This is a genomic window from Streptomyces sp. NPDC090994, from assembly GCF_044768905.1.
GTDB lineage: Bacteria > Actinomycetota > Actinomycetes > Streptomycetales > Streptomycetaceae > Streptomyces.
The window spans coordinates 1-26,987 of sequence record NZ_JBIVWS010000030.1 but is presented as its reverse complement, the minus strand read 5'-3'; the positions used below and the strand labels follow the sequence as shown (position 1 = coordinate 26,987).

The 26,987-nt window shown below is 72.2% G+C and carries 23 protein-coding genes; 10 read left to right on the top strand and 13 right to left on the bottom strand.

The features are described from left to right. Nucleotides 1-2: 2 nt before the first annotated feature. Complete coding sequence (locus tag ACIQR3_RS34695) at nt 3-2,645, top strand: glycosyltransferase family 1 protein (protein WP_403545068.1); 2,643 nt, start codon at nt 3-5, stop codon at nt 2,643-2,645. Between the two features lie 22 nt (nt 2,646-2,667). Here ACIQR3_RS34695 and ACIQR3_RS34690 read toward each other — a convergent pair whose 3' ends face one another. Further along, nucleotides 2,668-3,078, bottom strand: coding sequence for a RidA family protein (locus ACIQR3_RS34690; protein ID WP_215170940.1), 411 nt, complete (start codon nt 3,076-3,078; stop codon nt 2,668-2,670). 86 nt (nt 3,079-3,164) lie between these two features. Here ACIQR3_RS34690 and ACIQR3_RS34685 point away from each other — a divergent pair, with 86 nt between their 5' ends. Continuing rightward, complete coding sequence (locus ACIQR3_RS34685) at nt 3,165-3,536, top strand: winged helix-turn-helix transcriptional regulator (protein WP_403545066.1); 372 nt, start codon at nt 3,165-3,167, stop codon at nt 3,534-3,536. On the opposite strand, the gene ACIQR3_RS34680 is transcribed toward ACIQR3_RS34685, so the two are convergent. From ACIQR3_RS34680 to glgX, 5 genes are all read right to left on the bottom strand, one after another. Further along, nucleotides 3,533-4,042 (bottom strand): DUF1990 domain-containing protein, encoded by a 510-nt coding sequence (locus ACIQR3_RS34680; RefSeq protein WP_403545064.1) that lies wholly within the window; start codon nt 4,040-4,042, stop codon nt 3,533-3,535. The genes ACIQR3_RS34685 and ACIQR3_RS34680 overlap by 4 nt on opposite strands. Before the next feature lie 70 nt (nt 4,043-4,112). Next, on the bottom strand, nt 4,113-5,966 hold the full coding sequence (locus tag ACIQR3_RS34675) for an ABC transporter ATP-binding protein (protein ID WP_403545062.1): 1,854 nt from the start codon (nt 5,964-5,966) through the stop codon (nt 4,113-4,115). Continuing rightward, nucleotides 5,963-8,011: an ABC transporter transmembrane domain-containing protein gene (locus ACIQR3_RS34670; protein ID WP_403545060.1), complete on the bottom strand. Its 2,049-nt coding sequence runs from the start codon at nt 8,009-8,011 to the stop codon at nt 5,963-5,965. Before ACIQR3_RS34670 ends, ACIQR3_RS34675 begins: the two co-directional genes overlap by 4 nt. Nucleotides 8,012-8,117: 106 nt before the next feature. Beyond that, nucleotides 8,118-9,530 carry a sulfatase gene (locus ACIQR3_RS34665; protein ID WP_403545058.1) on the bottom strand — a complete coding sequence of 471 codons (1,413 nt, stop codon included), beginning with the start codon at nt 9,528-9,530 and terminating at the stop codon, nt 8,118-8,120. A 119-nt stretch (nt 9,531-9,649) separates the two neighbouring features. Then, nucleotides 9,650-11,902 carry a glycogen debranching protein GlgX gene (gene glgX, locus ACIQR3_RS34660; RefSeq protein WP_403545057.1) on the bottom strand — a complete coding sequence of 751 codons (2,253 nt, stop codon included), beginning with the start codon at nt 11,900-11,902 and terminating at the stop codon, nt 9,650-9,652. Between the two features lie 164 nt (nt 11,903-12,066). Here glgX and ACIQR3_RS34655 point away from each other — a divergent pair, with 164 nt between their 5' ends. The 8 genes from ACIQR3_RS34655 (at nt 12,067) to ACIQR3_RS34620 (ending at nt 19,247) form a co-directional block, all read left to right on the top strand. Then, nucleotides 12,067-13,293 (top strand): Ig-like domain-containing protein, encoded by a 1,227-nt coding sequence (locus ACIQR3_RS34655; RefSeq protein WP_403545055.1) that lies wholly within the window; start codon nt 12,067-12,069, stop codon nt 13,291-13,293. Between the two features lie 322 nt (nt 13,294-13,615). After that, nucleotides 13,616-14,848, top strand: coding sequence for an Ig-like domain-containing protein (locus ACIQR3_RS34650; RefSeq protein WP_403545053.1), 1,233 nt, complete (start codon nt 13,616-13,618; stop codon nt 14,846-14,848). Between the two features lie 40 nt (nt 14,849-14,888). Beyond that, entirely contained in the window at nt 14,889-15,656 is a 768-nt protein-coding gene (locus ACIQR3_RS34645; protein ID WP_403545051.1) for an enoyl-CoA hydratase/isomerase family protein, read from the top strand. 261 nt (nt 15,657-15,917) lie between these two features. After that, a complete protein-coding gene (locus tag ACIQR3_RS34640) occupies nt 15,918-16,421 on the top strand; it encodes an ATP-binding protein (RefSeq protein WP_403545049.1) in 504 nt (167 codons plus the stop codon). A gap of 96 nt (nt 16,422-16,517) precedes the next feature. Next, the gene (locus ACIQR3_RS34635) at nt 16,518-17,141 is read left to right on the top strand and encodes an ADP-ribosyltransferase (protein WP_403545048.1); all 624 of its coding nucleotides are present in this window, start codon (nt 16,518-16,520) and stop codon (nt 17,139-17,141) included. A 114-nt stretch (nt 17,142-17,255) separates the two neighbouring features. After that, on the top strand, nt 17,256-17,468 hold the full coding sequence (locus ACIQR3_RS34630; protein WP_403545046.1) for an EF-hand domain-containing protein: 213 nt from the start codon (nt 17,256-17,258) through the stop codon (nt 17,466-17,468). Nucleotides 17,469-17,785: 317 nt separating this feature from the next. Next, nucleotides 17,786-18,508 carry a FadR/GntR family transcriptional regulator gene (locus tag ACIQR3_RS34625; RefSeq protein WP_403545044.1) on the top strand — a complete coding sequence of 241 codons (723 nt, stop codon included), beginning with the start codon at nt 17,786-17,788 and terminating at the stop codon, nt 18,506-18,508. Between the two features lie 43 nt (nt 18,509-18,551). Further along, nucleotides 18,552-19,247, top strand: a complete 696-nt coding sequence (locus ACIQR3_RS34620) for an NADPH-dependent F420 reductase (protein WP_403545121.1) — start codon at nt 18,552-18,554, stop codon at nt 19,245-19,247. Between the two features lie 16 nt (nt 19,248-19,263). On the opposite strand, the gene ACIQR3_RS34615 is transcribed toward ACIQR3_RS34620, so the two are convergent. The 7 genes from ACIQR3_RS34615 to ACIQR3_RS34585 form a co-directional block, all read right to left on the bottom strand. Next, nucleotides 19,264-19,821, bottom strand: coding sequence for a glycoside hydrolase family 25 protein (locus ACIQR3_RS34615; protein ID WP_403545042.1), 558 nt, complete (start codon nt 19,819-19,821; stop codon nt 19,264-19,266). Between the two features lie 127 nt (nt 19,822-19,948). After that, nucleotides 19,949-21,370 (bottom strand): MFS transporter, encoded by a 1,422-nt coding sequence (locus ACIQR3_RS34610; protein ID WP_403545040.1) that lies wholly within the window; start codon nt 21,368-21,370, stop codon nt 19,949-19,951. A gap of 130 nt (nt 21,371-21,500) precedes the next feature. Further along, the gene (locus ACIQR3_RS34605) at nt 21,501-23,144 is read right to left on the bottom strand and encodes a substrate-binding domain-containing protein (RefSeq protein ID WP_403545038.1); all 1,644 of its coding nucleotides are present in this window, start codon (nt 23,142-23,144) and stop codon (nt 21,501-21,503) included. Between the two features lie 160 nt (nt 23,145-23,304). Further along, complete coding sequence (locus ACIQR3_RS34600) at nt 23,305-23,469, bottom strand: hypothetical protein (RefSeq protein ID WP_403545037.1); 165 nt, start codon at nt 23,467-23,469, stop codon at nt 23,305-23,307. A gap of 291 nt (nt 23,470-23,760) precedes the next feature. Beyond that, nucleotides 23,761-24,846 (bottom strand): FAD-dependent oxidoreductase, encoded by a 1,086-nt coding sequence (locus ACIQR3_RS34595; protein ID WP_403545035.1) that lies wholly within the window; start codon nt 24,844-24,846, stop codon nt 23,761-23,763. Nucleotides 24,847-24,927: 81 nt separating this feature from the next. After that, the gene (locus ACIQR3_RS34590; protein WP_403545033.1) at nt 24,928-25,368 is read right to left on the bottom strand and encodes a MarR family winged helix-turn-helix transcriptional regulator; all 441 of its coding nucleotides are present in this window, start codon (nt 25,366-25,368) and stop codon (nt 24,928-24,930) included. Nucleotides 25,369-25,439: 71 nt separating this feature from the next. Then, nucleotides 25,440-26,807 (bottom strand): L-serine ammonia-lyase, encoded by a 1,368-nt coding sequence (locus tag ACIQR3_RS34585; RefSeq protein ID WP_403545031.1) that lies wholly within the window; start codon nt 26,805-26,807, stop codon nt 25,440-25,442. Nucleotides 26,808-26,987 lie beyond the last annotated feature (180 nt).

Here is a 26,987-nt window from a genome sequence, read left to right as displayed (position 1 = left end):
ATGTGAAGGCCATCCGCCGACTGACCGTCCGTCCCGTCCTCCCCGAACCGTTGCGGCCCCTGAGCGACCTGGCCCGCAACCTGCGCTGGTCCTGGCACGCGGAGACCCGCGACCTGTTCCGCTCCGTCGACCCCGCGTGCTGGGCGGCCTCGGGCCGCGACCCGGTGCGGCTGCTCGGCGCCGTCCGCGCCGAGCGGCTCGGCGAGCTGGCCGGGGACCGCCGCTTCGTGCGCCGCCTCGCCGCGGCCGCCGACGACCTCGACCACTACATGACCGGCGACCGCTGGTACCAGGCGCAGTCCCGGGCCCAGGCCCAGGCGCAGTCCGCCGGGCTGCCCGCCGCCGTCGCCTACTTCTCCCCCGAGTTCGGCATCACCGCAGCCCTGCCGCAGTACTCCGGCGGCCTCGGCATCCTGGCCGGCGACCACCTGAAGGCCGCCAGCGACCTGGGCGTGCCGCTGATCGGCGTCGGTCTGCTCTACCGGCACGGCTACTTCCGCCAGTCCCTGAGCCGGGACGGCTGGCAGCAGGAGCACTATCCCGTCCTCGACCCCGACGAGCTGCCGCTGACCCTCCTGAAGGAGCCCGACGGCACCCCCGCCCAGGTCCACCTCGCCCTGCCCGGCGGCAAGGAACTGCGCGCCCGGCTCTGGCTGGCCCAGGTCGGCCGGGTCCCGCTGCTGCTGCTCGACTCCGACGTCGAGGAGAACGACCTCGGCGAACGCGGCGTCACCGACCGGCTCTACGGCGGCGGCAGCGAGCACCGGCTCCTCCAGGAGATGCTGCTGGGCATAGGAGGGGTCAGGGCGGTACGGACGTACTGCCGGCTCACCGGACACGCCGAACCCGAGGTGTTTCACACCAACGAGGGACACGCCGGTTTCCTCGGCCTGGAACGCATCGCGGAACTGTGCGACCGCGGCTCCGAGTTCGAACCGGCGCTGGAAGCGGTCCGCGCCGGGACCGTCTTCACCACCCACACCCCCGTCCCGGCCGGCATCGACCGCTTCGACCGCGAACTGGTCGCCCGCCACTTCGGCCCCGGCGCCGAGCTGCCCCGCATCGACGTCGAACGCGTCCTGCGGCTCGGCATGGAGACCTACCCCGGCGGCGAACCGAACCTCTTCAACATGGCGGTGATGGGCCTGCGCCTGGCCCAGCGCGCCAACGGCGTCTCCCTGCTGCACGGCGGGGTCAGCCGGGAGATGTTCTCCGGCCTGTGGCCCGGCTTCGACGCCGACGAGGTGCCGATCACCTCCGTCACCAACGGGGTGCACGCGCCCACCTGGGTCGCCCCCGAGGTGTTCCGGCTCGGGGCCCGGCAGATCGGCGTGCAGCGCACCGAGGACGCGCTGACCGTCGGCGGCTCCGACCGCTGGGACTCGGTCGCCGACATCCCCGACGCCGACATCTGGGAGCTGCGCCGCACCCTGCGCGAACAGCTCGTCACCGAGGTACGGGAGCGGCTGCGGGCCTCCTGGCGCCAGCGCGGCGCCGGCACGGCCGAGCTGGGCTGGATCGACGGCGTCCTGGACCCGGACGTCCTCACCATCGGCTTCGCGCGGCGCGTCCCCTCGTACAAACGCCTCACCCTGATGCTCCGCGACCGCGACCGGCTGACGGACCTCCTCCTCCACCCCGAGCGGCCGGTCCAGATCGTCGTCGCGGGCAAGGCGCACCCGGCGGACGACGGCGGCAAGCGGCTGATCCAGGAACTGGTCAGGTTCGCCGACGACCCGCGCGTGCGCCACCGCGTCGTCTTCCTCCCCGACTACGGCATGGCGATGGCGCAGAAGCTCTACCCCGGCTGCGACGTCTGGCTCAACAACCCCCTGCGTCCCCTGGAGGCGTGCGGCACCTCCGGCATGAAGGCGGCGCTCAACGGCTGCCTCAACGTCTCGGTGCTGGACGGCTGGTGGGACGAGTGGTTCCGGCCGGACTTCGGCTGGGCGATCCCCACCGCGGACGGCGCCGGCACCGACCCCGACCGGCGCGACGACATAGAGGCCGCCGCCCTCTACGACCTGCTGGAACAGCGGATCACCCCGCGCTTCTACGAGCGCGGCCCCTCCGGCCTGCCCGACCGCTGGATCGAGATGGTCCGCCGGACCCTGAGCCTGCTCGGGCCGAAGGTGCTGGCCGGGCGGATGGTCCGCGAGTACGTGGAGCGGCTGTACGCGCCCGCCGCCGCGGCCCACCGCGCGATGGACCCGGACGCCGCGCGCGGCCTCGCCGAGTGGAAGAGCCGGGTACGGGCCGCCTGGCACGGGGTGAGCGTCGACCACGTCGAGACCGGCACCGCCACCGCCACCGCCGAACTCGGCTCCACGCTGAGCCTGCGGGTCCGCGTCGACCTCGGGGAACTCGCCCCGGACGACGTGGAGGTGCAGGCGGTCTCCGGCCGGGTGGACTCCGAGGACCGCATCACCGACGCGACGGCGGTCCCGCTGAAGCCGGTGGGCGGCCCCGACCTGGAGGGCCGCTGGGCCTACGAGGGCCCGCTCGCCCTCGACCGCACCGGCACCTTCGGCTACACGGTCCGCATCCTGCCCGCCCACCCGCTGCTGGCCTCCGGCGCGGAACTGGGCCTGGTCGCGGTCCCCTCGGACGAACTGGTGGAGGCGGCGGGGCTGCTGATGCGGTGACGACCCGGCCCGCGCCGGAGCGTCAGCCGGTGAGGGCGGTGGCCTCCACTTCGACCAGTACGTCGGGCTCGAAGAGGTAGTCGACACCGATCAGCGACGCCGGGGGCATCGGGCGGGGCAGCCCGATCTCCCCGGCGACCCGCTCGACGCCCGCCATGAACGCCTCGATCTTCTCGGGCGCCCAGTCCGTGACGTAGAACGTCAGGCGCAGGACGTCGTCGAACGTCGCGCCGGCGCCCGCGAGGCCCGTCGCGGTGTTCCGCAACGCCTGCGCGACCTGCCCGGCGAGGTCGCCCGGCGCGACCGGAGCCCCGTCCGCGGTCCGCGCGATCTGGCCGCTGACGTGCACGTGCCGGGTCCCGGTGCCGACGGCGACATGGGCGTAGGGGGTGGGGCGCAGCATGCCGTCGGGGGTGAAACGGCGAACAGGCATCGAGGTCTCCTCGGTCGGTGAGCCGGACTAGGTATACCTTTGCTACCTGGTGTACGAAGGGCACTTCAAGGAGACCAAGTACCGGCATGGATACCGCACCCGACTTCCCCACCGGTGAGCTGCGCATCACCGCCCCGCACCGGGAACTGCTCGACCAGGTGCTGGACAAGTGGTCGCTGGACGTCCTCAACGAACTGTGCGAGCGGCCCCGCCGGTTCAACGACCTGCGCCGCGCCGTGCCCGCGGTGACGCAGAAGTCGCTCACCGCGACGCTGCGGCGGCTCGAACGCAACGGCATCGTCGAGCGGGTGCTGCTCAGCACCCGCCCCGTCGCCGTCGAGTACCGGATCACCCCGCTGGGCAAGACCCTCCGGCACCCGGTCGAGGTCCTCCTGGAGTGGGCCGCGGCCCACCTGCCGGAGATCGAGCGCGCCCGCGACGCCTTCGACGAGGCCTAGCCCTCGGCCTCCCCGGCGGCCAGCCGCCGCAGTACCGTGCCGCAGCGCCGCGCGTACGCGTGCTGCAGCCCCCGGGTCGCCGCGCCGCCGGCCCTGGCGTACCACTTGGCCGGGCGGCTGAAGGCGGTCACCGTCAGCCAGACGGTGCCGTCACCCGTGCGGTCCACGACGAAGGCCTCCTCGCCGCACTCGGGGTGACCGGCCAGCGTGCCGTACGCCCACCCGGCACGACGGGACTCCTCCACCGTCCACACCACCCGGCAGGGCGCCTTGATCATCCCGGCGAGGGTGACGGTGACGTCGACGCCGGGCGCGGCACGCTCGGCACCCGCGTCCAGGCCGACGCCCACCGCCCGGTGCATCTCCCAGGTCAGCAGCGCCTCGGCCGCCCGGCGGAAGACCGGCTCCCCCTCTCCCAGCCGGGTGCGCACATGCAGGGAGTGGAACCCCGGCGGGCAGTGGCCCTGCCCGCGGGTCGCGCCGACGGCGTCGTAGGTGAAGGACATGGGTCCCAAGACTAGGGGGCGACGCCGGGGTACGGAGATTCCGAGGGGGCGGCGAGGCGCCGTCGCGTTCTCACGCCAGACTGTCCCGCCACGCCCGGTGCAGGTCCGCGAAGCGGCCGGTGCCCGCGATCAGGTCGGCCGGGGGGCCGTCCTCCACGATGCGGCCGTGTTCCATCACCAGCACCCGGTCGGCGATCTCCACGGTCGACAGGCGGTGGGCGATCACCACCGCCGTACGGCCCAGTAGTACCGTCCGCATCGCCCGCTGCACCGCCCGCTCCCCGGGGACGTCCAGCGAGCTGGTCGCCTCGTCGAGGATCAGCACCGCCGGGTCGGCCAGCAACGCGCGGGCGAAAGCCACCAGTTGACGCTGGCCGGCGGAGATGCGGCCGCCGCGCTTGCGGACGTCGGTGGCGTAGCCGTCGGGCAGCGCGGTGATGAAGTCGTGGGCGCCGATCGCCTTCGCGGCCCGCTCGATCTCCTCGTCCGTGGCCTCCGGGCGGCCGATGGCGATGTTCTCGGCGACCGTGCCGGAGAACAGGAACGCCTCCTGCGTCACCATCACCACTCCGCGCCGCAGCTCGGGCACGGCCAGGTCGCGCAGGTCGGTGCCGTCGAGCAGGACCCGGCCGCCGGTCGGGTCGTAGAAGCGGGCCAGCAGCTTGGCCAGGGTGGACTTGCCGGCGCCCGTCGAGCCGACGACGGCGACGGTCTGCCCGGCGGGGACGGTCAGGTCGAAGCGGGGCAGGACCTCGCCGCCGGTGCGGTAGCCGAAGCGGACGGCGTCGAAGACGACCTCGCGGCCGGGGGAGCCGGTGGTCAGGGGCGGGAGTTCCTTCGGAGCCGACGGCTCCGGCACGGAGGGGACCTGGGCGAGCAGACCCGCGATCTTCTCCAGGGAGGCCGCCGCCGACTGGTAGGAGTTCAGGAACATGCCGAACCGGTCGATCGGGTCGTACAGACGGCGCAGGTACAGCACCGCCGCCGCCAGCACGCCGAGGGCGAGGGTGCCGTCCGCGACCCGGTAGGCGCCCCACAGCACGATGCCCGCGACGGCCGTGTTGGCGATCAGCCGGGAACCGGTGACGTAGCGGGCCATCTCCAGCAGCGCGTCGCCGTTGGAGCGTTCGTGCCGCCGGTTCAGTACGGCGAAGTCGGCGTCGTTGGCGGCCTCGCGGCGGAACGCGCGCACCGGGCGGATGCCGTTCATCGTCTCCACGAACTTGACGATCACCGCCGCGATCGCCGTCGACCGCCGCCCGTAGACCTGGCCGGCCCGGCGGCGGTACGTCCGCACCAGCGCGTACAGCGGTCCGAACGAGGCGACCGCCACCGCGCCGAGGCCCAGGTCCAGCCAGAGCAGCATCGCCGTGATGTAGACGAAGGAGAGGACGACCGTGATCAGTTCCTGGAGGCCCTCGCTGAGCAGTTCGCGCAGCGACTCGACGTCCGTGGTGGAGCGGGAGATCAGCCGGCCCGAGGTGTAGCGCTCGTGGAAGTCGACGCTGAGGGCCTGCGCGTGGCGGAAGATCCGGCCGCGCAGGTCGAGCAGCACGTCCTGGTTGACCCGGGCGGCGGCGTTGATGAAGGCGTACTGGAGCGCCCCGCCGGCCAGCGCGCACAGCAGGTAGCCGGCGGCGACCGCGATCAGCGGCCCGTGGTCGTCGGCGCGCAGCGCGGGGACGGCGTGGTCGATGGCGTACGCCACCAGCAGCGGGCTCCCCTGCACGGCCGCCTGCTGGAGCAGGAGCAGCAGGGAGGTGACGGCGACGCGGGCGCGCATCGGCGCCAGCAGGGAGCGCAGCAGCGCGGCGGTGGCGCCGGGCGGGGTGGGCAGGACGTCGCGGTCGAAGGCGTCACCGGCGGGCGGTGTGCGGTCGTCGGGGCCGTCCGTGGCCGGTGCGGTGGCGGCGGGCGCCGTCATCGGTCGTCGTCCTCCCCTGCCCCTGACATCAGATGGGCGTACTCGGCGTTGGTGCGCAGCAGTTCGTGGTGGGTGCCCACGGCGGTGATCCGGCCGCCGGAGAGCAGGGCGACGCGGTCGGCGAGCAGCACCGTGGAGGGCCGGTGGGCCACGATCAGCGCGGTGGTGTCCGCGAGGACCCGGCGCAGCGCGGCCTCGACGGCGGCCTCCGTGTGCACGTCCAGGGCGGACAGCGGGTCGTCCAGGACCAGGAAGCGGGGCCTGCCGACCACCGCGCGAGCCAGCGCGAGGCGCTGACGCTGGCCGCCGGACAGGCTCAGGCCCTGCTCGCCGACCTGGGTGGCGGTGCCCTGCGGCAGGGCGTGCGCGAAGTCGGCCTGGGCGATGGCGAGGGCGCGGGAGAGGTCGGCCTCTGAGGCGTCGGGGCCCGCGCCCATCAGGACGTTCTCCCCGACGGTCGCGGAGAAGAGCGTCGGCTCCTCGAAGGCGACGGCGACCAGGGCGCGCAGCTCCTCGCGGGGCAGGGCGGTGATGTCGGTGCCGTCCAGGGTGATCCGGCCGGAGGTCACCTCGTGCAGCCGGGGGACGAGCGCGGTGAGCGTCGTCTTGCCGCTGCCGGTGGCGCCGACCAGGGCGAGCGACTCGCCGGGGCGGATGTGCAGGTCGACGCCGTCGAGGACGGGCGGGGAGTCCGGGTCGGCGTCGGGGTAGCGGAAGCGGACGCCGTGGAACCGCAGGCCGCGCTCCCCGCCTCCCGGCACCGGCGCGCGTGCGTGGCCGGCTTTCGGCGTCGGCGGTTGCGTGCTGTCGGCTTTCGGTACTGGCGGTTGCGTGCTGTCGGCTTTCGGTGTCGGCGGTTGTGTGCTGTCGGGTTTCGGTGTCGGCGGTCGCGCGCCGTCGGCCTCCGGTACCGGTGGACGCGCGCTGTCGGCTTTCGGCGTCGGCGGTCGCGCGCTGTCGGCTTTCGGTACTGGCGGACGCGCGCCGTCGGCTTTCGGCGTCGGCGGTCGCGCGCCGTCGGTCTCCGGTACCGGCGGTCGCGCGCCGTCTGTCTCCGGCTCCTCGTCCATCACCTCGAAGTACCGCTCCGTCGCCGTCGCCGCCTCCTGGCTCATCGCCAGCAGGAAGCCGATCGACTCGATCGGCCAGCGCAGCGCCAGCGCCGTCGACAAGAACGCCACCAGCGTCCCCGCCGACAGCCGCCCGTCCGCCACCTGCACCGCCCCGACCACCAGCGCGGCCCCGACGGCCAGTTCGGGCAGGGTGACGATCACCGCCCAGATGGACGCCAGCAGCCGCGCCTTGCGCAGCTCCGTACCCCGCAGGGTCCCCGACAGCTCCCGGAACGCCCGCGCCTGGCTGCGGTGCCGCCCGAACCCCTTGATGATCCGGATGCCGAGCACGCTCTCCTCGACGACCGTCGTCAGGTCCCCGACCTGGTCCTGGGCCCGCCGGGCGATGTCGGCGTACTTCTTCTCGAACACCGAGCATGTGATGACCACCGGCACGGCCGGCCCCAGGATCACCAACCCCAGCGACCAGTCCTGCACCAGCATGATGATCACGCCGACGAGAATCGTCACCCCGTTGACCAGCAGGAACGTCAGCGGGAAGGCGAGGAACATGCGCAGCAGCATCAGGTCCGTCGTCCCCCGGGACAGCAACTGCCCCGAGGGCCAGCGGTCGTGGAAGGCCACCGGCAGCCGCTGCAACCGCCGGTACAGCGCGGCCCGCATCTCCGCCTCGACCCGCGACAGCGGCCGGGCCACCAGCCACCGCCGCAGCCCGAACAGCAGCGCCTCCGCCAGCCCGAGGAGCAGCAGGTACAGCGCGCCGAGCCACACCCCGGCCGGGTCGCGGCCGGCGACCGGGCCGTCCACCATCCACTTCAGGACCAGCGGGATCACCAGCGCCACACAGGAGGCGAGGACCGCGACGAACGCGGCGGCGAACAGCCGCGCCCGCACGGGCCGTACGAACGGCCACAGCCGCAGCAGGGTGCGGACGGCGGACCGGTCCGTGGGGGGTACGGGTGTCGTGGTCATCGACAGCGAGCCTACGGACCGCCGCCGGCACTGCCCATCGAGTTTTCCCCGCCACGGGGGTTGTACCGGGGCACGGCCCCGCCGCCCGGTGCGCCGGTGGGCGGGGTCAGGACGCCGGGTACGGCAGCAGCGTGCCGTCCACCTTCTCCCACGCCGCCTTCAGCTCGGCCAGCAGCTTCGGCCGGACGGTCGCGAGGTCGGCCTGCTCACGGGCGTCGGCGGCGAGGTCGTACAGGTGGTCCGTGCCGTCGGCGTCCTGGTAGTACTTCCACTTCCCGCGCCGCAGCGCCCGGTTGCCCCGCACCCGCCAGAACAGGTCGCGCTCGGGGAGGTCCTCGCCGCGCAGCAGGTACCCGGCGAGGCTGTGCCCGTCCAGCGGGTACGCCGGGTCGGGGCGGGCCCCGGCCAGCTCCAGCAGGGTCGCCGTCCAGTCGGGGGAGTACACCGGCTCGTGGCTGACCTGGCGGGCACCGACGGCGGCCGGCCAGCGCAGGATCGTCGGCACCCGGATGCCGCCCTCCAGCAGCTCCGACTTGGCGCCGCTCAGCGGCCACTGGTACGAGAAGCGTTCGCCGCCGTTGTCGCTGGCGAAGACGACGAGGGTGTCGTCCTCCTGGCCCGAGCGGCGCAGTGCCGTGAGCACCTCGCCGACGGCGCTGTCCAGGCTCTCGACCATCTCCTTGTACTTCTCCACCGAGCCGCCGTCGTCGTGCAGCAGCGCGCTCACCCCGCCCCCGGCGCGGATCTTCGCGGCGATCTCGGCGCCGGTCTCCGCGTCGTCCTCGGTGAGCCACGGCCAGTGCGGGGTGGTGAAGTTGAGGTTGAGCAGCCACGGCGCGTCGTGGTCGCGGGAGACGTACTCCACGGCCCGCTCGGTCAGCACGGTCGTGTAGTAGCGCAGGTCCTGGTACTCGGCGTCGCCCTCGTAGAGGTCGTACTCGCCGAGCTGGCCCAGCTTGGAGAAGTACTCCAGCGCGCCGCCGAAGTTGCCGAAGAACTCGTCCCAGCCGGAGCGGGTCGGGCTGTAGTCCGGCAGGAAGCCGCAGTGCCACTTGCCGATCAGGGCGGTGGAGTAGCCCGCCTCCTTCAGCAGCGAGGCCAGGGTCGGGTGGCCGGGGGTCAGGCCCTGGGTGCGGTTGCCTATGGGTTCGGCCAGTCCGCCCTCGGTACGGCCCGGGAAGCGGCCCGTGTAGAGGCTGAAGCGGGTGGGGGAGCAGGTCGCGGAGCCGGAGTAGGCGTCGGTGAACCGCACGCCCTGCGCGGCGAGCCGGTCCAGGTGCGGGGTCCTGATGTGCGGGGAGCCGTAGGACGACAGATCGGCCCAGCCGAGGTCGTCGCCCAGGATGAACAGGATGTTGGGGCGTCTGCGGGACCGGGCGGCGGTACGGGCCCTGAACGGGTGCTCGGCGGGCGTGGCGGCCCCGGTGGCGGCCGGGGCGGGGACGGCGGCCGAGGCGACGGCCGTCACCGCGCCGCCGCCGACGAGACCACCGAAGGCACGGCGGGAGATTTCGGGCATGCGGGTACCCCAGGCGAGAGAAGGAGAGGGTGTGACCTGGGACGTTTCCAGCCGCGCCGACCGCCGGTCAAGAAGATCACCGACGAGTTCACGAGGTCGCAAAACTCGTCACACAGCGCTCAGCGGGCGACCCGCAGCAGCAGCACCGTCCGCCCCTCCACCGTGATCTCCGCCCCGGCCGGATGCCCCGTGCCCGGCGCCGCGTCCTGCTCCTCCCGGCCGGTGTCCACCACCACCTCGTACCGCTCGGCCCAGGGCGCCGCCGGCAGCACGAACCCCACCGGCCGCTCCCCGGCGTGCAGCACTGCCAGGAAGCTGTCGTCGGTGACCGGCGCCCCGCGCTCGTCCCGGCCCGGGATGTCCCGCCCGGAGAGGTACATGCCGAGGGTCGCGGCGGGCGCGTACCAGTCCCGCTCCGTCATCTCGGTGCCCCGGGGCGTGAACCAGGCCAGGTCGCGCAGGCCGTCGGCGGTCTGCGGGCGGCCGGAGAAGAAGGCGCGGCGGCGCAGCACGGGGTGGGCGTGGCGCAGCTCGATCAGCCGTGCCGTCAGGTCGGTCAGGGCCCGCCAGCCGGGGTCGTCCAGCAGGCTCCAGTCCACCCAGCCGGTCTCGTTGTCCTGGCAGTACGCGTTGTTGTTGCCGCCCTGGGTACGGCCCATCTCGTCCCCGGCGACCAGCATCGGCACGCCGGTCGACAGCAGCAGCGTGGTCAGCAGGTTGCGCAGCTGGCGGCGGCGCAGCGCCCGTACGCCCGCGTCGTCGGTCTCGCCCTCCACGCCGCAGTTCCACGCCCGGTTGTCGTCGGTGCCGTCCCGGTTGCCCTCGCCGTTGGCCTCGTTGTGCTTGCGCTCGTAGGACACCAGGTCGCGGAGCGTGAAGCCGTCGTGCGCGGTGATGAAGTTGACCGAGGCGTAGGGCCGCCGGCCGCCCCAGGCGTACAGGTCGCTGGAGCCCGACAGGCGGTAGCCCATCTCCCGTACGTCGGGCAGGGCGTGCCGCCAGAAGTCGCGCACGGCGCCCCGGTAGCGGTCGTTCCACTCCGTCCACAGGGGCGGGAAGGCGCCCACCTGGTAGCCGCCGGACCCGATGTCCCAGGGCTCGGCGATCAGCTTCACCCGGCGCAGCACCGGGTCCTGGGCGATCACCGCCAGGAACGGGGAGAGCATGTCGACGTCGTGCATCGAGCGGGCCAGCGCCGCCGCCAGGTCGAAGCGGAAGCCGTCGACGCCCATCTCGGTCACCCAGTAGCGCAGCGAGTCCGTGATCAGGCGCAGGACGTGCGGCTGGACGACGTGCAGGGTGTTGCCGCAGCCGGTGTAGTCGGCGTACCTCCTGGCATCGTGCTGGAGGCGGTAGTAGCCGCGGTTGTCGATGCCCTTCAGGGACAGCGTCGGGCCCAGCTCGCCGGCCTCCGCGGTGTGGTTGTAGACCACGTCCAGGATCACCTCGATGCCGGCCGCGTGCAGCGCGCGCACCATCCGCTTGAACTCGCCGACCTGCTCGCCCCGGGTGCCGGAGGCGGCGTAGGCGGCGTGCGGGGCGAAGTAGCCGATGGAGTTGTAACCCCAGTAGTTCGACAGGCCGCGCTCCAGGAGGTGGCTCTCGTGCGCGAACTGGTGGACCGGCAGCAGCTCCACCGCCGTCACGCCCAGCCGCACCAGGTGCTCGATCGCCGCCGGGTGGGCGAGTCCCGCGTAGGTGCCGCGCAGCTCGGGCGGGACGCCGGGGTGGCGTGTGGTGAAGCCGCGCACGTGGAGTTCGTAGATGACGGAGTCGGCCCACGGGGTCTTGGGGCGGTGGTCGTCCGACCAGTCGTCGTCGTCGTGGACGACGACGCCCTTGGGGACGTACGGCGCGGAGTCGCGGTCGTCGCGCACGGTGTCGGCGACGTGCTGCTCCGGCCAGTCCCGGACGTGCCCGTACACCTGCGGCGGCAGCCGGAAGTCGCCGTCGACCGCGCGGGCGTAGGGGTCCAGGAGCAGCTTCGCCGGGTTCCAGCGGGCGCCGGTCCACGGGTCCCAGCGGCCGTGCACCCGGTAGCCGTAGCGCTGGCCGGGGCGGACGCCGGGCACGAAGCCGTGCCAGATCTCGTGCGTCAGCTCGGTCAGCCGCACCCGCCGCTCGGCCCCGCCCTCGTCGAAGAGGCACAGCTCGACCGCCTCCGCGCCGCCCGTCCACAGCGCGAAGTTGGTGCCCGCCACCCCGTCCGGGCCGGTGCGGAACCGGGCGCCGAGCGGGACCGGTGTCCCCGGCCACGCGGGCACGGAGGGCGGCGGCGCGGTCCGCCGCACCCCGTTCACCACGGCGGCGGCCCGCCCGTCCTCGGCGGCCCGCTTCCCGGCCACCGCCTCCCGCTCGGCTGCGCTGGACACCTGGCGGCCTCCCACGGCTCGTGGGACGACGGGCCGTGACGGTGTAAACGGGCGTACGGCGTCCCGGCCGCCGCTCTCCGTCGCGTCGTCCTCCTCCCTAGTTCTGCCCAGAGCATGGCTCGCACTCACGTTTCCCCAGGGCCGGCCGGTCGTTACGGGTGGATGTGAGGCACGTACACGGGCGCGCACGGCGCGCGGGGGCCGCGCTGGCCGCCGTACTGACATGGGCAGGACTGCTGGCCGGAGCCGCCGGCTGCACCTCGGGCGGGACCGGGCTGGGCGGGATGTTCGGCAAGCCGGGGGCCCCCGGCGAGGGCATCCGCGTCTCCCCGGACCACGGCGACAAGGGCGTACGGCCCGGACGGAAGCTGTCGGTCCGGGTGCCGGAGGGGAGGCTGGAGTCGGTCCGGGTGGTCAAGTCGCAGGACGCGCGGGACACCCCGGTGCCGGGCCGGATCTCCGCCGACGGACGGCGCTGGGAACCCGACGAGGGGCGCCTCGCGCTCGCCGCGAAGTACACGGTCGACGCCGTCGCCGTGGACGACGCCGGCCGCCGCTCGGCCCGGCACGCGAGCTTCACGACGTACGTCCCCGAGGAGCGGTTCATCGGGTACGTCGCCCCCGAGAACCGCTCCACGGTCGGCACCGGCATGATCGTCTCGCTGGAGTTCAACCGGGAGATCACCGACCGCGCCGCCGTCGAGCGGGCCGTACGGGTGAGCGCCGAGCCGGCCGTCGAGATCCGCCCGCACTGGTTCGGCCGGGACCGCCTCGACTTCCGCCCCCGGCACTACTGGAAGCCCGGCACCGAGGTCACCGTCGACCTCAGGCTGCGCGACGTCGAGGGCGCGCCCGGGGTGTACGGGCTCCAGCACAAGACGGTCACCTTCACCGTCGGCCGCAGCCAGGTCTCGGTGGTGGACGCGGCCGGCAAGACCATGCAGGTGCGGCGCGACGGCGAACTGCTCACCACCGTGCCCATCACGGCGGGCGCCGCGAAGACCACCACGTACAACGGCAAGATGGTGGTCACCGAGATGCTCGACGTCACCCGGATGGACGGCCGCACGGTCGGTTTCGGCGGCGAGTACGACATCCCGGACGTCCCGCACGCCATGCGGCTGACCGAGTCCGGCACCTTCCTGCACGGCAACTACTGGGCGCCGGACGACGTCTTCGGCAGGACCAACGTCAGTCACGGCTGCGTCGGCCTCAAGGACGTCAAGGGCGGCGGGGCGGACACCCCGGCGGGCTGGTTCTTCGACCGCACCCTCGTCGGCGACGTCATCGAGGTGGTGCGCAGCAAGGACCGCACGGTCGCCCCGGACAACGGGCTCGGCGGCTGGAACATGAGCTGGAAGGCGTGGCGGGAGGGGAGCGCGGTGCGGTGATCCACCGGGCCGGACGCGGTGATTCACCGGACCGGACGCGGTGATCCGCCGGGCCGGACGCGGTGATCCCCCGGGCCGGAACGCGGTGATCCGCCGGACCGGACGCGGTGATCCCCCGGGCCGGATCGCGGCGATCCACCGGACCGGACGCGGTGCTCCAGCGCCCGGCCGTCCCGGTGCGGAAACCGGGCGGGGCCGACTCGGTACACAACAGTGACAATCGACCCCTCCAAACCCCCGCTGGCCTGCGGTTACGATGCGCCGGTGCGCGCAGGCGCACCTGGGGTGCGGGCCGGACCAGGCCCGGCGAGGGGAGAACAACTTGAACGTGCGTCCGATATCGGGGGCTTCGGCACGGGGGCGGATCGGCCGGAGGCTGTCGGCGCTGGCCGTCGGGTCGCTGCTGCTGGCGGTGACCGCGTGCGGCGGGGGAGGATCGGACTCGGGGTCCGGCGACGCGAAGGCGGAGGAGTCGAAGGCCGCGCAGAGCGCGCAGTCCGAGGCCGTCGTCAGCATCGCGCCCGCCAACGGCGCCAAGGCCGTCGACACCAGCGGAGCGCTGAAGGTCGGGGTGGCCAAGGGCAAGCTCACCGAGGTCGTGGTGAAGGACGGTGACGGGAAGAAGGTCGACGGCGAGATATCCGGGGACGGCGCCACCTGGACGCCGTCCTCCCACCTGGCCGCCTCCACCGCGTACTCGGTGCACGCGGTCGCCAAGGACTCCGAGGGCCGCACCGCCGCCGAGGACTCCCGCTTCACCACCCTGACGCCGAAGAACACGTTCATCGGCACCTTCACGCCGGAGGACGGCTCGAAGGTCGGCGTCGGGATGCCGTTCTCGATCCGCTTCACCCGGGGCATCACCAACCCCGAGGACGTCGAGAAGGCCATCCGCATCAAGACCGAGCCCGCCGTCGACGTCGAGGGCCACTGGTTCGGCAACGACCGCATCGACTTCCGCCCCGAGAAGTACTGGAAGGCCGGCACCAAGGTCACCGTCGACCTGAACCTGGACGGCGTCGAGGGCCGCGACGGCGTCTACGGCGAGCAGGCCAAGAAGGTCTCCTTCACCATCGGCCGCAACCAGGTCTCCGTGGTCGACGCCAAGAAGCTCACCATGAAGGTGCAGCGCGACGGCAAGACCGTCAAGACCATCCCCGTCACCACCGGCGCCCCGGGCTACGAGACCTGGAACGGCCAGATGGTCATCAGCGAGAAGCTCTCGGTGACCCGGATGAACGGCGAGACGGTCGGCTACGGCGGCGAGTACGACATCAAGGACGTCCCGCACGCCATGCGGCTGACCACCTCCGGCACCTTCATCCACGGCAACTACTGGGGCGGCGACGCCTTCGGCAACCGCAACGCCAGCCACGGCTGCGTCGGCCTGCGCGACACCCAGGGCGGCTGGGACGAGAACGCGCCGGGCGCCTGGTTCTTCGCCAACTCGATGATCGGTGACGTGGTCGTCGTCAAGAACTCCGATGACGCCACCGTCGCCGCGGACAACGGCTACAACGGCTGGAACATGGACTGGGAGAAGTGGACGGCGTGAGCCTTATCCGACGCCGTTAGTCCCCGTTAACCTGCGGGGCATGACCGTACATCTCGAAGTCGCCGACGGCGTCGGCACGCTGCGTCTGGACCGTCCGCCGATGAACGCGCTGGACACCGCCACCCAGGACCGGCTGAAGGAACTCGCCGAACAGGCCACGGCCCGCACCGACGTGCGGGCCGTCGTGCTCTACGGCGGCGAGAAGGTGTTCGCGGCGGGCGCGGACATCAAGGAGATGCGGGCGATGGACCACGCGGCGATGGTGCTGCGGGCCCGGGCCCTCCAGGACTCCTTCACGGCCGTCGCCCGCATCCCCAAGCCGGTGGTCGCGGCCGTCACCGGCTACGCGCTCGGCGGCGGCTGCGAACTCGCCCTCTGCGCCGACTACCGCATCGCCGCCGACGACGCCAGGCTGGGCCAGCCCGAGATCCTGCTCGGCCTGATCCCGGGCGCCGGCGGCACCCAGCGGCTGTCCCGGCTGATCGGCCCGTCCAAGGCCAAGGACCTGATCTTCACCGGCCGCCAGGTGAAGGCCGACGAGGCGCTGGCGCTGGGCCTGGTGGACCGGGTGGTCCCGGCCGCCGAGGTCCACGAGCAGGCGCACGCCTGGGCGGCCCGGCTGGCCCGGGGCCCCGCCATCGCCCTGCGCGCGGCGAAGGAGGCGGTCGACACCGGACTGGAGACGGACCTCGACACCGGCCTCGCCGTCGAACGGAACTGGTTCGCGGGCCTGTTCGCCACCGAGGACCGGGAGCGCGGGATGCGCAGCTTCGTCGAGGAAGGGCCGGGCAGGGCGAAGTTCACCTGAACGGCGCGCTGTTGACGCGGCGTAGGGCCGGAGTCCCTCGTTGGGGCGGTTTACGGCGGGCCCGACGCACCCTTGAGCCTGCCGGGGGACCGGCGGCCGCCGGCCCGCGCCGCTCGATTCATCTGCCCAGCTCACCGGGTGACTTTCGATTTTCGATGTGCCGCTGGCATATGCCAAAAGCCCTCCGCGTCCACGGCCCCGCACCGGCCCGTAATCCCCGGAACGGCCCCGGAGGGTGCCGTCGGCGGCCATGATGGGGGCATGGCGGGGCTGGAGGACACGGGGCAGCCACGGGGAGCCGGACGTGCGACCGTTGCGCGCTGGTCGCCGGCGGTCGAGGACGAACACGCGCTCAGGGCGATCGAGCTGTTCGGGGATCCCACGGAGGGTGAGGTTCCGCTGCCCTCCCGCCCGGAGTCCGCGGCCACCGCCCGCCGGCTCGTCCAGGTCGTCGTCCTGCGCCAGTGGCAACTGGGCCCCAAGCACGCCGAGGACGCCGTCCTGCTCGTCTCCGAACTGGTCGGCAACGCCGTACGGCACACCGGTGCCCGCGTCTTCGGCCTGCGCATGCGCCGCCGTCCCGGCTGGCTCCGCGTCGAGGTCCGCGACCCCTCCCGGGGGCTTCCCTGTCTGATACCGGTCCAGCCGCTGGACATCAACGGACGGGGCCTCTTCCTCGTCGACAGGCTGGCCGACCGCTGGGGCGTCGACCTGCTGCCGCGCGGCAAGACGACGTGGTTCGAGATGCGGGTGGCGGACCGCTAGCACCATCTCCGCGCTGCGCGCGGCGAGTTGGGGAGACACACCACCCACGGGTGATGGTGCGCGGCCCGGTCGCCCCGGGCCGTGATCCTGCTGCCCATGATGCTCACTCGACTGCGCCGCCGCGCCACCGCCGCCGCCCTCTCCCTCGCCGCCGTCCTCGCCACGTCGGCCGCCGTCCCCGAGACCGCCGCGGGGACCGCCGCCGTGGCCCCGGCCGCCGTCAAGGCTGCCGCTCCCTCCTGCCCCGTCTTCGACGACAAGCTCAAGGCCGCCGCCGACCGCCGCGTCGACCTCGACCGCATCACCCCCGCCCCCGCCTGGCGCACCACCTGCGGCACCCTCTACCGCAGCGACGGCCGCGGCCCCGACGTCGTCTTCGAGCAGGGCTTCCACCCCAAGGACGTGGTGGACGGCCAGTACGACATCGAGCAGTACGTCCTGGTCAACCAGCCGTCCCCGTACGTGTCGACCACCTACGACCACGACCTCTACAAGACCTGGTACAAGTCCGGCTGGAACTACTACATCGACGCCCCCGGCGGCATCGACGTCAACCAGACCATCGGTGACACCCACCGGTGGGCCGAGCAGGTCGAGGTCGCCTTCCCCGGCGGCGTCGACCGGCAGTACGTCATCGGCGTCTGTCCCGTCGACAAGAAGACCAAGACCGAGATCATGGACGAGTGCCGGAGCAACCCGCACTACGAGCCCTGGCACTGACGCCCGCCCCGGCATGGGTGGTCGCCGCACCGGCCGTACGACCGGAACGTTAATCTGACCAGCGTCAGTACGACGACCACGGTATGACCAGAGCACGAGATGAGGGGCGGATCGGTGGCGGACATCGAGGAAGCACGCAAGCAGTTCGACCGGATCGACGCGGACGGCGACGGTCGCATCACCCCGGCCGAGTTCAAGACCGCCCTGGCGCAGGGCGGCGACTGGAACGTCACCGAGTCCGTCGCGGAGGCGATCATCAACAGCCGCGACCTGGACGGCGACAAGCTGCTGTCGTTCGACGAGTTCTGGGCGTTCCTCGACAAGTGACGTGCGGGGGGGCGTCCGTCCGGCGACCGGGCGGACGCCCCCGTGCGTCAGTGGGCCTGGCCTTCGGGTCGGCCTCGTGCCCGCCGCCGTCCGTGACCTCCTGCATGCCGGACGCGAACTCCGGGCGCAGGGCTGGGAGGCTGCGGTTTCCACGGCGGGGCCGCCGACGGGCCGGTCGTGTGCCCCGTGGGGACGGCGGTCATCGACGTCACACCGGCACGCGCTGTCCACACCTCAGGTTCGCAGGCGAGTGAGAATGGGGGACGGGCAGGGAACACCCTGCCCGCCCCCGTTCCCGCCCGTCGATTGGTGAGCCCATGCCGCTAGGCGCCGTCCGCCCCAGCCCCCTGGTCGAACAGGCCACCGCCCGGCTGCGCGAGCAGATCACCGGCGGTCACTGGCCGGTGGGCACCCGGCTGCCCGGCGAGACCACCCTCGCCAAGGAACTCGGCGTGGGCCGCTCCACCGTCCGGGAGGCACTGCGCGCCCTGGCCGGCGCGGGGCTGGTCCAGCCCCGGCAGGGCGCCGGTGTGTTCGTCATCGCCACCGAGCCCGCCGAGGACTGGCCGGCCCGGCTGCGGCGGGCCGCGGTGACGGACGTCTACGAGGTCCGCATGGCCGTCGAGGTGCACGCCGCCCGGCTCGCGGCCCACCGCCGCACCGACGACGACGTCACCGCCCTGCACACCGCGCTGGCCGGCCGCCGGGCCGCGTCCACCGCGGACGACGCGGCCTTCGTCGACGCCGACATCGCCTTCCACGCGGCGGTGGTCGCCGCGGCGCACAACCCCGTGCTGGCCGACCTGTTCACCGAGTTCACCCCCGTACTGCGGGACGGCCTGGTCGACCTGCTCGCCCTCACCGGCCTGCGCACCACCGAACCCGCCCACGGCGACGCCGCCCACGCGGCCCTGGTCCGCGCGGTCGAGGAGGGCCGGGCGGAGGCGGCGGCGGACATCCTGCGGGCGGAGCTGGAGGATCCGTTCGGGCCGGGGCAGCCGTCCGGCCCGGGGCACCCGGACGGCCGTACGGAGGAATAGCCCGCCCACCGGACCGGTTACGGATGCCCGACGGCGTTCTCGTATCCACGACCCGGAAGGTCAGGCGAGTCGAACGATGAAGATCGGCATCATCGGCGCGGGCAACATCGGCGGCAACCTCACCCGGCGGCTCACCGCCCTCGGTCACGAGGTGTCCGTCGCCAACTCCCGCGGCCCGCACACCCTCACCGCCCTCGCCGAGGAGACCGGCGCGACGCCCGTCCCGGTCGAGGAGGCGGCCCGCGGCGCCGAGATCGCGGTGGTCGCGGTCCCGCTGAAGGCGGTCCCCGACCTCCCCGACGGACTGTTCGACGAGGCGGCGGACGGCCTGGCGGTCATCGACACCGGCAACTACTACCCGCGGCAGCGCGACGGCCGTATCGCCGGTATCGAGGACGAGGGCCGCACCGAGAGCCGCTGGACGGAACAGCAGCTCGGCCACCCGGTCGTCAAGGTCTTCAACGGCACCTACGCCCAGGACATCCTGGACCGCGCCCGCCCGGCCGGTGCCCCCGACCGCATGGCCCTCCCGGTGGCAGGCGACGACGCGGCGGCCAAGGCGAAGGTCCGTGCCCTGGTCGAGGAACTGGGGTTCGACACGGTCGACGCGGGCGGCATCGACGACTCCTGGCGCCAGCAGCCGGGAACGCCGGTGTACGGGCTGCGCGGGGACGCCGAGGCGGTCAGGAAGGCGCTGGCGGAGGCGTCCGCGGAACGTCCGGCGGAGTACCGGGGCTGACACCGGCCCGGCCGGGTCAGGCCCCGTCCGCCCACTTCTTCAGCGCCGCCTTGCTCTCGAAGTCGGCCACGTTCTTGTCCAGCGGGTCGGACGTGTACTGGTGGAAGCGCCACGTGGCCTGGATGCGCGGCTTGCCCGCGGAGACGTAGTCGGCGATCCACAGGCCGTCGCCCGCGTAGGACGTGGTGTCGACGGTCAGCCAGAAGTTCCGGTTGCAATACAGGATGATCCGATTGTCCGGCCGCAACTCCTTCAGCTTCTTGATGAAGCGGTCCTTCTCGGAGTTGCTCGCGTGGGTGCCGTCGCCCGTGGTCTCCCAGTCGACGGCGAGGATGTCACCGGCTCTGTCGGGGGCCTTGGAGACGAAGTACTCGGCCTGGGCGGTGAGGTTGCCCGGCCACAGGAAGTGGTAGAAGCCGACGACGAGACCGGCGTCGCGGGCCCGTTTGGTCTGGGCCGACAGCTTGGGATTGGTGTACGAACGGCCCTCCGTCGCCTTGACGAAGACGAAGGAGAGGCCGTCCGTGTCGTAGGTGTCGGACTGGTAGGCGCTCACGTCGATGCCGCGCAGCATGAGGACTCCCTCAGGTGCCTTGTGTGGTCCAAGTGCGTGGGGTCGGGAGTTGTTTATGCCCGCGATCCACCGCGGTACGCCGGGCGCGTGGAGGCGCGGCTTCCGCGATGGTGAACGCCGGTCCGAGTCAGGCGGCGGGGGAGGTCGCCGGGGCGTGCGCGTCGCCGGCGGGCGCGGGGGTCTCGGCGCCGTTCCCCTCGTCCAGGGAGACGTTCTTCGTCTCCTTGCCGAGCAGCAGCGCGATCAGGGTCAGGACGGCCATCGAGGAGAGGTAGACGCCGACCAGCCACGGCGAGCCGTCCCCGGCCTCCCACAGCGCCACCGCGATGAACGGGGCGACGGCCGCGCCGAGGATCGAGCTGACGTTGTACGAGATGCCGGAGCCGGTGTAGCGCACGCTGGTCGGGAAGAGTTCCGGCAGCAGCGCGCCCATCGGGCCGAAGGTCATGCCCATCAGCGTGAAGCCGAGGACCAGCCACAGGACGACGCCGAGCGTGCCCAGGCCGATCAGCGGGACCCAGACCAGGCCGAAGACGACGATCGCGGCGGTGATCCAGATCAGGGTGGAGCGGCGGCCGTACTTGTCGGCGAGCGGGCCGGAGATCAGCGTGAACGCGGCGAAGAACAGCACCCCGAAGATCATCATCAGCACGAAGGTCGTGTAGCTGTAACCGAGGCCGGGGACGGCGGCGTCCTTCGCGGTGCGGCCGTAGCTGAGCGAGAACGTGGTCATCAGGTAGAAGAGCACGTACGTCGCCAGCATGATGAAGGTGCCCAGGATCAGCTGCTTCCAGTGGCCCTGGACGACCGTGGCCAGCGGCAGCTTGCGGACCTTGCCGGACTCCCGCGTCCTGGCGAACACCGCCGACTCCACCAGCCGGGAGCGCACCCACAGGCCGATCGCGACCATCACGGCGGAGAACAGGAACGGGATGCGCCAGCCCCAGCTCGCGAAGGCTTCGGAGGGCTGGGTGGGGTCGGCGCCCGCCGAGGACGGCAGCAGCGCCCCGATGATCAGGAACAGGCCGTTGCCGATGATGAAGCCGAGCGGGGCGCCCAGCTGCGGGAAGGTGCCGTACAGGGCGCGCTTGCCGCGCGGCGCGTTCTCGGTGGCGACCAGCGCGGCGCCGCTCCACTCGCCGCCGAGCGCGAAGCCCTGCGCGAGCCGCATCAGCACGAGCAGCGCGGTGGCGACCCAGCCGGCCTGCGCGTACGTGGGCAGTACGCCGATCAGGAACGTGGCGATGCCCATGGTGAGCAGCGAGACCACCAGCGTCTTCTTGCGGCCGAGCCGGTCCCCGAGGTGCCCGAAGAAGACGGCGCCGACCGGACGGGCCACCATCGCGGCGCCGAAGACCGCGAAGGAGGAGAGCAGGGCCGTGGTCGGGTCGCTGCTCGGGAAGAAGAGCTTGGGGAAGACCAGGACCGCCGCGGTCGCGTAGATGTAGAAGTCGTAGAACTCGATCGTCGTGCCCATGAGGCTGGCGATCAGGACGCGGGAGCGCGGGTTGACGGGTGTCTGGGCCGGGCCGGTTGCTGGTGCGGGCATGTCTCGGTCTTTCACGTGCGAAAGTACTGGTGCCTCAACGATCTCAGGCGTCTTATGTTCTGGAAAGCGCATATCAGCATGTAAGACGCCTGAGCGTCGGACGCCAGGCGCCTGGGGAAGGGCGGCCGGGTCAGACCGGACGGCACTCGCCGGTGTTCTCCGCTTCGGAGCACAGGCCGTGGCCGTGTTCGTGCAGTATGTCGCGGCCGCTCTGCTGGGTGAGGAAGTTCAGGAAGGCCGCCGCCGGCGAGCCGGCCGGAGCATCGCCGTAGGTGTAGGCGTACTCGGTCTGCCAGAAGGGGTAGTCGGTGTCCTCGACGCCTTCCGCCGTCGGCTCCTTGCCGTCGATCTTCAGCTTGACGAACCGGTCGGCGTCCTCGTGTCCGTCGACCTTCGCGGCCTCGCTGTAGCTGATGGCCCCCCGCATCGAGGCGGCCTCGTCCAGCAGGACGTCCGGGTCGTTGCTCTCGCAGCGGCCGTACCGGTCCGGATCGAGGGACGCGCAGTCGGTCACGGTGAACTGGGGCGGCTCCTTGCCCCTGAGGACCTTGGCGACGAGGGTGCTGCGGGTGCCCGAGCCGGAGCCGCGGTTGATCAGGTGGACGGGCACGTCCTTGCCGCCGACCTGGTTCCAGTTGGTCACCCGGCCGGCGAAGATGTCGCGGATCTGGGTCTGCGACAGGTTCTCCACGCCCGCCGCCTTGTTGACGACGATGGTGAACACGGAGATGGCGATGGGCCGGGGGACCAGCCGGGGGTGGCCCGTGGATGCCAGACCGTCGGTGAAGGTGATGTGGGTGCCGAGCCCCTTGCCGACCTCGACCTTGGCGTTCTCGCCGGCCCGGTCCAGGGCGGAGACCCCCTCGGTGCTGCCCTCGAAGATGTCGTCCCCGAGCGGGATGGTCAGGCCGGCCCCGTCGCAGCGCCTGAGGAAGTCCTCGGCGGCGGCCCGCACGGCCGGCTCGAAGGCGGTGGAACCGTGCAGGTCGAGGGTGCCCTTGACACAGTCCAGCGGGGGCCGCCGGTCGTCGCGCCACAGGAGCGTGAAGCAGGCCTGGAGGCCGACGCCCGCGATCAGTATCCAGATGAGCCACCAGGCGGGCCGGGAGGCGAAGACATGGCTCTCGGTCCTGGTCGCCTGCAGCCGGAAGAACCTCTGCAGGGTGTCGTACCAGCGGCCCTCCCCGTCGGTGCCGGTGACCTCGGGCTTGGGGAACTTGTCGGTGCTGTCGTCGCCGGCCCAGCGCTCCAGCACGACGAGCACCTTGTACTCGGACCCCCGGGGCAGCGTCACCTTCGGCAGCCGGACCACGCCCGTGCGCTCGGCTTCGTTGTTGTCACGGCGGAAGCCGTCCTTGGCGACGGTGGTGACGACGTTGTTGTCGGCCGTCTCCTGCCGGAAGAAGAAGTCGGGGATCTCCGCCTGGCTCGGATCGGTGAGGACCACGGCCGCGACCCGGCGGTTGCGGAAGGTGACCTTGATGCCGTAGGCGTCGTTGGGGTCGGCCAGGTAGTCCTCAGGGACGATCTTGGCCGACCCGGCGTTCTCGACGCGCAGCAGGACGAACGAGGGATCCTTCAGCTCCGTGCCGTTGTGCTGCATGTCCCCCAGCACGTCGGCGTACGGTTTGCCGGTCACGTCGGCGGCCAGGGTGTCCATCTGCACCCGGTAGCCGAGCCGTTTGCGGCCGACGACGGCGAATTCCCACAGGAACGCCCCGACGGGGAAGGCGACACTCAGAATCGCGATCCACTGTTCCACTTGTTCGTTCATCGCAGGACCCCCCGGACTCCCGGCCATGCACGCAGTGACAGGGTGCCCAGGGTGACGAGTGGGGGTGGCGCGTCGCGAGCGGTGCCGCGATCCTCCGATTGTTGTTCATCCGCGGGTCATCTACGAAACGTTCCGTTCGCCGGCCGTGCCGGGACGGTGGTCAGCGGGAGAGCGCGTCGCCGACCACGCGCACCAGAACGGTCTCCTTCTCGGTGCCGGTCTCGGAGCGGTCGTGGTTCTCGTCGGCCGCCTGCGCGGTCCCGGCGGCACCACCGGCGACGGACGGAGCGGCGAACGCGCCGGCGATGGTGGACCTGAACTTCATGGTGCGCCTTGCCTTCCGGAGATACCTCATGGGGGGCTCGTTGCCGATGCGTTCGGCACGGTGCCGCGGCGGGATCGGCGGCGCGAGCGGACGGACGAACCGGACCGATGCCGCAGGGCGGCAGTCCCCGACGGGGTGGCAGCCCGCTCACGGCGGACTCGTACCGCCTGCCCTAGCCCGCCACCCCACCCCACCGCGATCACGCAGCCGCCCTCGGCCTCGCCGCCTGTCTGATCACCCGCCGCCACGTCCAACGCCTCCGTTGCGTCCAGCCCTGTCTGGTTGCTGTGGTCAGTGGGGTTCGAAGCCGGGGTAGTAGGCTGCGGCGGCGGTTGCGGTGTCGATGTTCCGCGGGAAGAGCGCGGCTTCGTAGGCGCGGATGGCCGCGTCGATGTCCTTGGGCTGTTCGGCGATGGCGTTACCGAGCTGGCCTGCGTCGAAGAGCGCCCAGTTCGCTCCTTCGCCGTCCGGCGGTGCCAGGTGGGCGGCGTCTCCGATGAGTGTGACCCCGGGTACGTGTTCCCAGCGGTGTCCGATGGGCAGCCCGTACAAGGGGCGGAAGACCGGCGGGATGTCGCTGTCCGCGACCAGGGCGACGAGTTCCGGCGCCCACCCCTCGAACATCGCCGCGACGGTGCGGGCGGCAGCAGGGCCGTCTGTGAAGTCGATGCCGTCGAACCAGTCGAGCGGCTGGTCGAACATGGCGTAGGAGTGCAAGGTGTCCGCGCGCTCGCGCTGCACGCCAAGACCGACGCCGGTGGTTTCGTCGTAGGCGGTCATCGACCCGCCGCCGACCAGCGCCAGGGTGGCAGGGTGCCGGGTGTCGCTCTCGTACAGGTACGTCTCGACCATCGAGCGTCCGGCATAAGCGGGCGTGGCGTCGGAGAGCAGCGGCCGGACCTTCGACCAGGCACCGTCGGCACCGACGAGGATGTCGGTGACCATCGTCGATCCGTTGGCGAAGGTCACTTCGTGACGGCCGTCAGCGAGGGTCCGAACGCTGCGTGCCCTGTGGTCCCAGACGACTGTGCCGGCGGGCAGGGAATCCAGCAGCAACTGCCGCAGCTCCCCACGCTGCACCTCGGGGCGGCCTCCGGCGGGGTCGTCGGGCCGGTCCGCCAGTATGGTGCCGTCAGGTGCCACGTCGCGGGACGCCTGGCGGCCTTCGAGGACGAGGGATCGGAAGCCGTCCATCAGACCGGCGGCACGGATCCCGTGCTGTCCGTTGTAGTCGTGGATGTCGAGCTCGCCGCCTTGGCCCCGGGCCCGGGCGGACGCCTCCGCCTCGTACACCGTGGACGGGATTCCATGAACCGCCAGGGTCCGTGCCAGTGTCAGTCCCGCAAGACCGGCGCCGATGATCGCGATCTGAGTCATACGTGCGTTCCTTGCTGCTGGTGAATGAACCGGCGGCCCGGCCGCGAGGCTCCGGCCGCCGTGCGGAGCGGTGGAGCGGGGTCAGGGAGAGCTGGGTGGCTCGATCCGGGAGGCGAGCTGTTCCAGCAATTCATGGAGCCGCGCCCGCCCTGCGGCGCCCAGCGGCGCGAGGATCGACTCCTCGACACGGTCCATGGCCTCTTCGAAACCCTGGATCAGTTCGGAGCCCGCCGGAGTGACAAGCACCCGACGGCTGCGCGTGTCGTCCTCCTGCGTCTGGCGCCGCACGAGTCCGCGCCGCTCCAGTCCGGCCAGGAGCCGCGAGACGCTCGGCGCGCTGGTGCGCATGGCCCGCGCGACGTCACGCTGAATGGCCTCCGGGTTCTTCGACAGGTACGCCAGCACGGCACTCTGCTCGTGCGTGAGGCCGCGTTCCCGGATCCAGTCATCAGCGGTGCGCCGCTGCGCCCACACAACCCACCGCATCAGCTCCAAGGTGCTTTCCCGCCGCATGCCGTCCATGGTTAACACGCTAACTGTTGTAGCGTTAACAATCAAGAACCAGCTGGAACCAGCTGGTCAGGGCCTATTCCCTAGCACTCGATGATGTTCACCGCGAGCCCGCCCCGCGCCGTCTCCTTGTACTTGACCGACATGTCGGCGCCGGTCTCCTTCATGGTCTTGATGACCTTGTCCAGGGACACCTTGTGGCTGCCGTCGCCGCGCATCGCCATCCGGGCGGCGGTGACCGCCTTCACCGCGGCCATGCCGTTGCGCTCGATGCACGGGATCTGGACCAGGCCGCCCACCGGGTCGCAGGTGAGGCCGAGGTTGTGCTCCATGCCGATCTCGGCGGCGTTCTCCACCTGCTCCGGGCTGCCGCCCAGCACCTCCGCCAGCGCGCCCGCCGCCATCGAGCAGGCCGAGCCGACCTCGCCCTGGCAGCCGACCTCGGCGCCGGAGATGGAGGCGTTCTCCTTGAACAGCATGCCGATCGCGCCGGCCGCGAGCAGGAAGCGGACCACGCCCTCCTCGTCGGCGCCGGGGACGAAGTCGAGGTAGTAGTGCAGGACCGCCGGGATGATGCCGGCGGCGCCGTTGGTGGGGGCGGTGACGACCCGGCCGCCGGCCGCGTTCTCCTCGTTCACCGCCATCGCGTAGAGGGTGATCCACTCCATGGCCAGGGCCTTCGGGTCGCCCTCGGAGCGCAGCTTGCGCGCGGTGTTCGCGGCGCGGCGGCGGACCTTGAGGCCGCCGGGCAGGATGCCCTCGCGGGACATGCCGCGGGCCACGCACTCCCGCATCACCCGCCAGATCTCCAGCAGACCCGCGCGGATCTCCTCCTCGGTGCGCCAGGCACGCTCGTTCTCCAGCATCAGCGCGGAGATGGACAGTCCGGTCTCCCGGGTCAGGCGCAGCAGCTCGTCGCCGGTGCGGAAGGGGTACTTCAGTACCGTGTCGTCGAGCTTGATGCGGTCCGCGCCGACGGCGTCCTCGTCGACGACGAACCCGCCGCCGACCGAGTAGTACGTCTTGCTCAGCAGCTCCGTGCCCGTGGCGTCGTACGCCCACAGCGTCATGCCGTTGGCGTGGTACGGGAGCGCCTTGCGGCGGTGCAGGACCAGGTCCGCGTCGAAGTCGAACGGGATCTCGTGCTCGCCCAGGAGACGGAGCCGGCCGTCCGCCTTGATCGCGGCGACCCGCTCGTCCGCCGTCTCCACGTCCACCGTGCGCGGCGACGCGCCCTCCAGGCCGAGCAGCACGGCCTTGGGGGTGCCGTGGCCGTGGCCGGTCGCGCCGAGGGAGCCGTACAGCTCGGCCCGGACGGAGGCGACGGAGCCGAGGAGCTGCTCGTTGCCCAGGCGGCGGGCGAAGATGCGGGCCGCGCGCATCGGGCCGACCGTGTGCGAACTCGACGGCCCGATGCCGACCGAGAACAGGTCGAAGACCGAGATGGCCACGGGGACTCCTCACGACGGGGGTGGTGCAGAGGGGTGGGGCGGGGTGGGGTGGCGGGGCCCGGGGGGGGGGGGCCCGCCCCCCCCGGGCCCCCGGGGCGGGGGACAATTGCCGCCCCGGGTAGTTAGGGATAGCGGGAAGTTTGGAAAGAAGGTTTAAAACACTGTATATATCGGTGGTGG

Coding starts and splice junctions, on each gene's coding strand:
- ACIQR3_RS34690 (WP_215170940.1), bottom strand. CDS start 3,078: ATGCCTGTTCGCCGTTTCACCCCCGACGGCATGCTGCGCCCCACCCCC.
- ACIQR3_RS34685 (WP_403545066.1), top strand. CDS start 3,165: ATGGATACCGCACCCGACTTCCCCACCGGTGAGCTGCGCATCACCGCC.
- ACIQR3_RS34680 (WP_403545064.1), bottom strand. CDS start 4,042: ATGTCCTTCACCTACGACGCCGTCGGCGCGACCCGCGGGCAGGGCCAC.
- ACIQR3_RS34675 (WP_403545062.1), bottom strand. CDS start 5,966: ATGACGGCGCCCGCCGCCACCGCACCGGCCACGGACGGCCCCGACGAC.
- ACIQR3_RS34670 (WP_403545060.1), bottom strand. CDS start 8,011: ATGACCACGACACCCGTACCCCCCACGGACCGGTCCGCCGTCCGCACC.
- ACIQR3_RS34665 (WP_403545058.1), bottom strand. CDS start 9,530: ATGCCCGAAATCTCCCGCCGTGCCTTCGGTGGTCTCGTCGGCGGCGGC.
- ACIQR3_RS34645 (WP_403545051.1), top strand. CDS start 14,889: ATGACCGTACATCTCGAAGTCGCCGACGGCGTCGGCACGCTGCGTCTG.
- ACIQR3_RS34640 (WP_403545049.1), top strand. CDS start 15,918: ATGGCGGGGCTGGAGGACACGGGGCAGCCACGGGGAGCCGGACGTGCG.
- ACIQR3_RS34635 (WP_403545048.1), top strand. CDS start 16,518: ATGATGCTCACTCGACTGCGCCGCCGCGCCACCGCCGCCGCCCTCTCC.
- ACIQR3_RS34625 (WP_403545044.1), top strand. CDS start 17,786: ATGCCGCTAGGCGCCGTCCGCCCCAGCCCCCTGGTCGAACAGGCCACC.
- ACIQR3_RS34615 (WP_403545042.1), bottom strand. CDS start 19,821: ATGCTGCGCGGCATCGACGTGAGCGCCTACCAGTCCGACACCTACGAC.
- ACIQR3_RS34610 (WP_403545040.1), bottom strand. CDS start 21,370: ATGCCCGCACCAGCAACCGGCCCGGCCCAGACACCCGTCAACCCGCGC.
- ACIQR3_RS34605 (WP_403545038.1), bottom strand. CDS start 23,144: ATGAACGAACAAGTGGAACAGTGGATCGCGATTCTGAGTGTCGCCTTC.
- ACIQR3_RS34600 (WP_403545037.1), bottom strand. CDS start 23,469: ATGAAGTTCAGGTCCACCATCGCCGGCGCGTTCGCCGCTCCGTCCGTC.
- ACIQR3_RS34595 (WP_403545035.1), bottom strand. CDS start 24,846: ATGACTCAGATCGCGATCATCGGCGCCGGTCTTGCGGGACTGACACTG.
- ACIQR3_RS34590 (WP_403545033.1), bottom strand. CDS start 25,368: ATGGACGGCATGCGGCGGGAAAGCACCTTGGAGCTGATGCGGTGGGTT.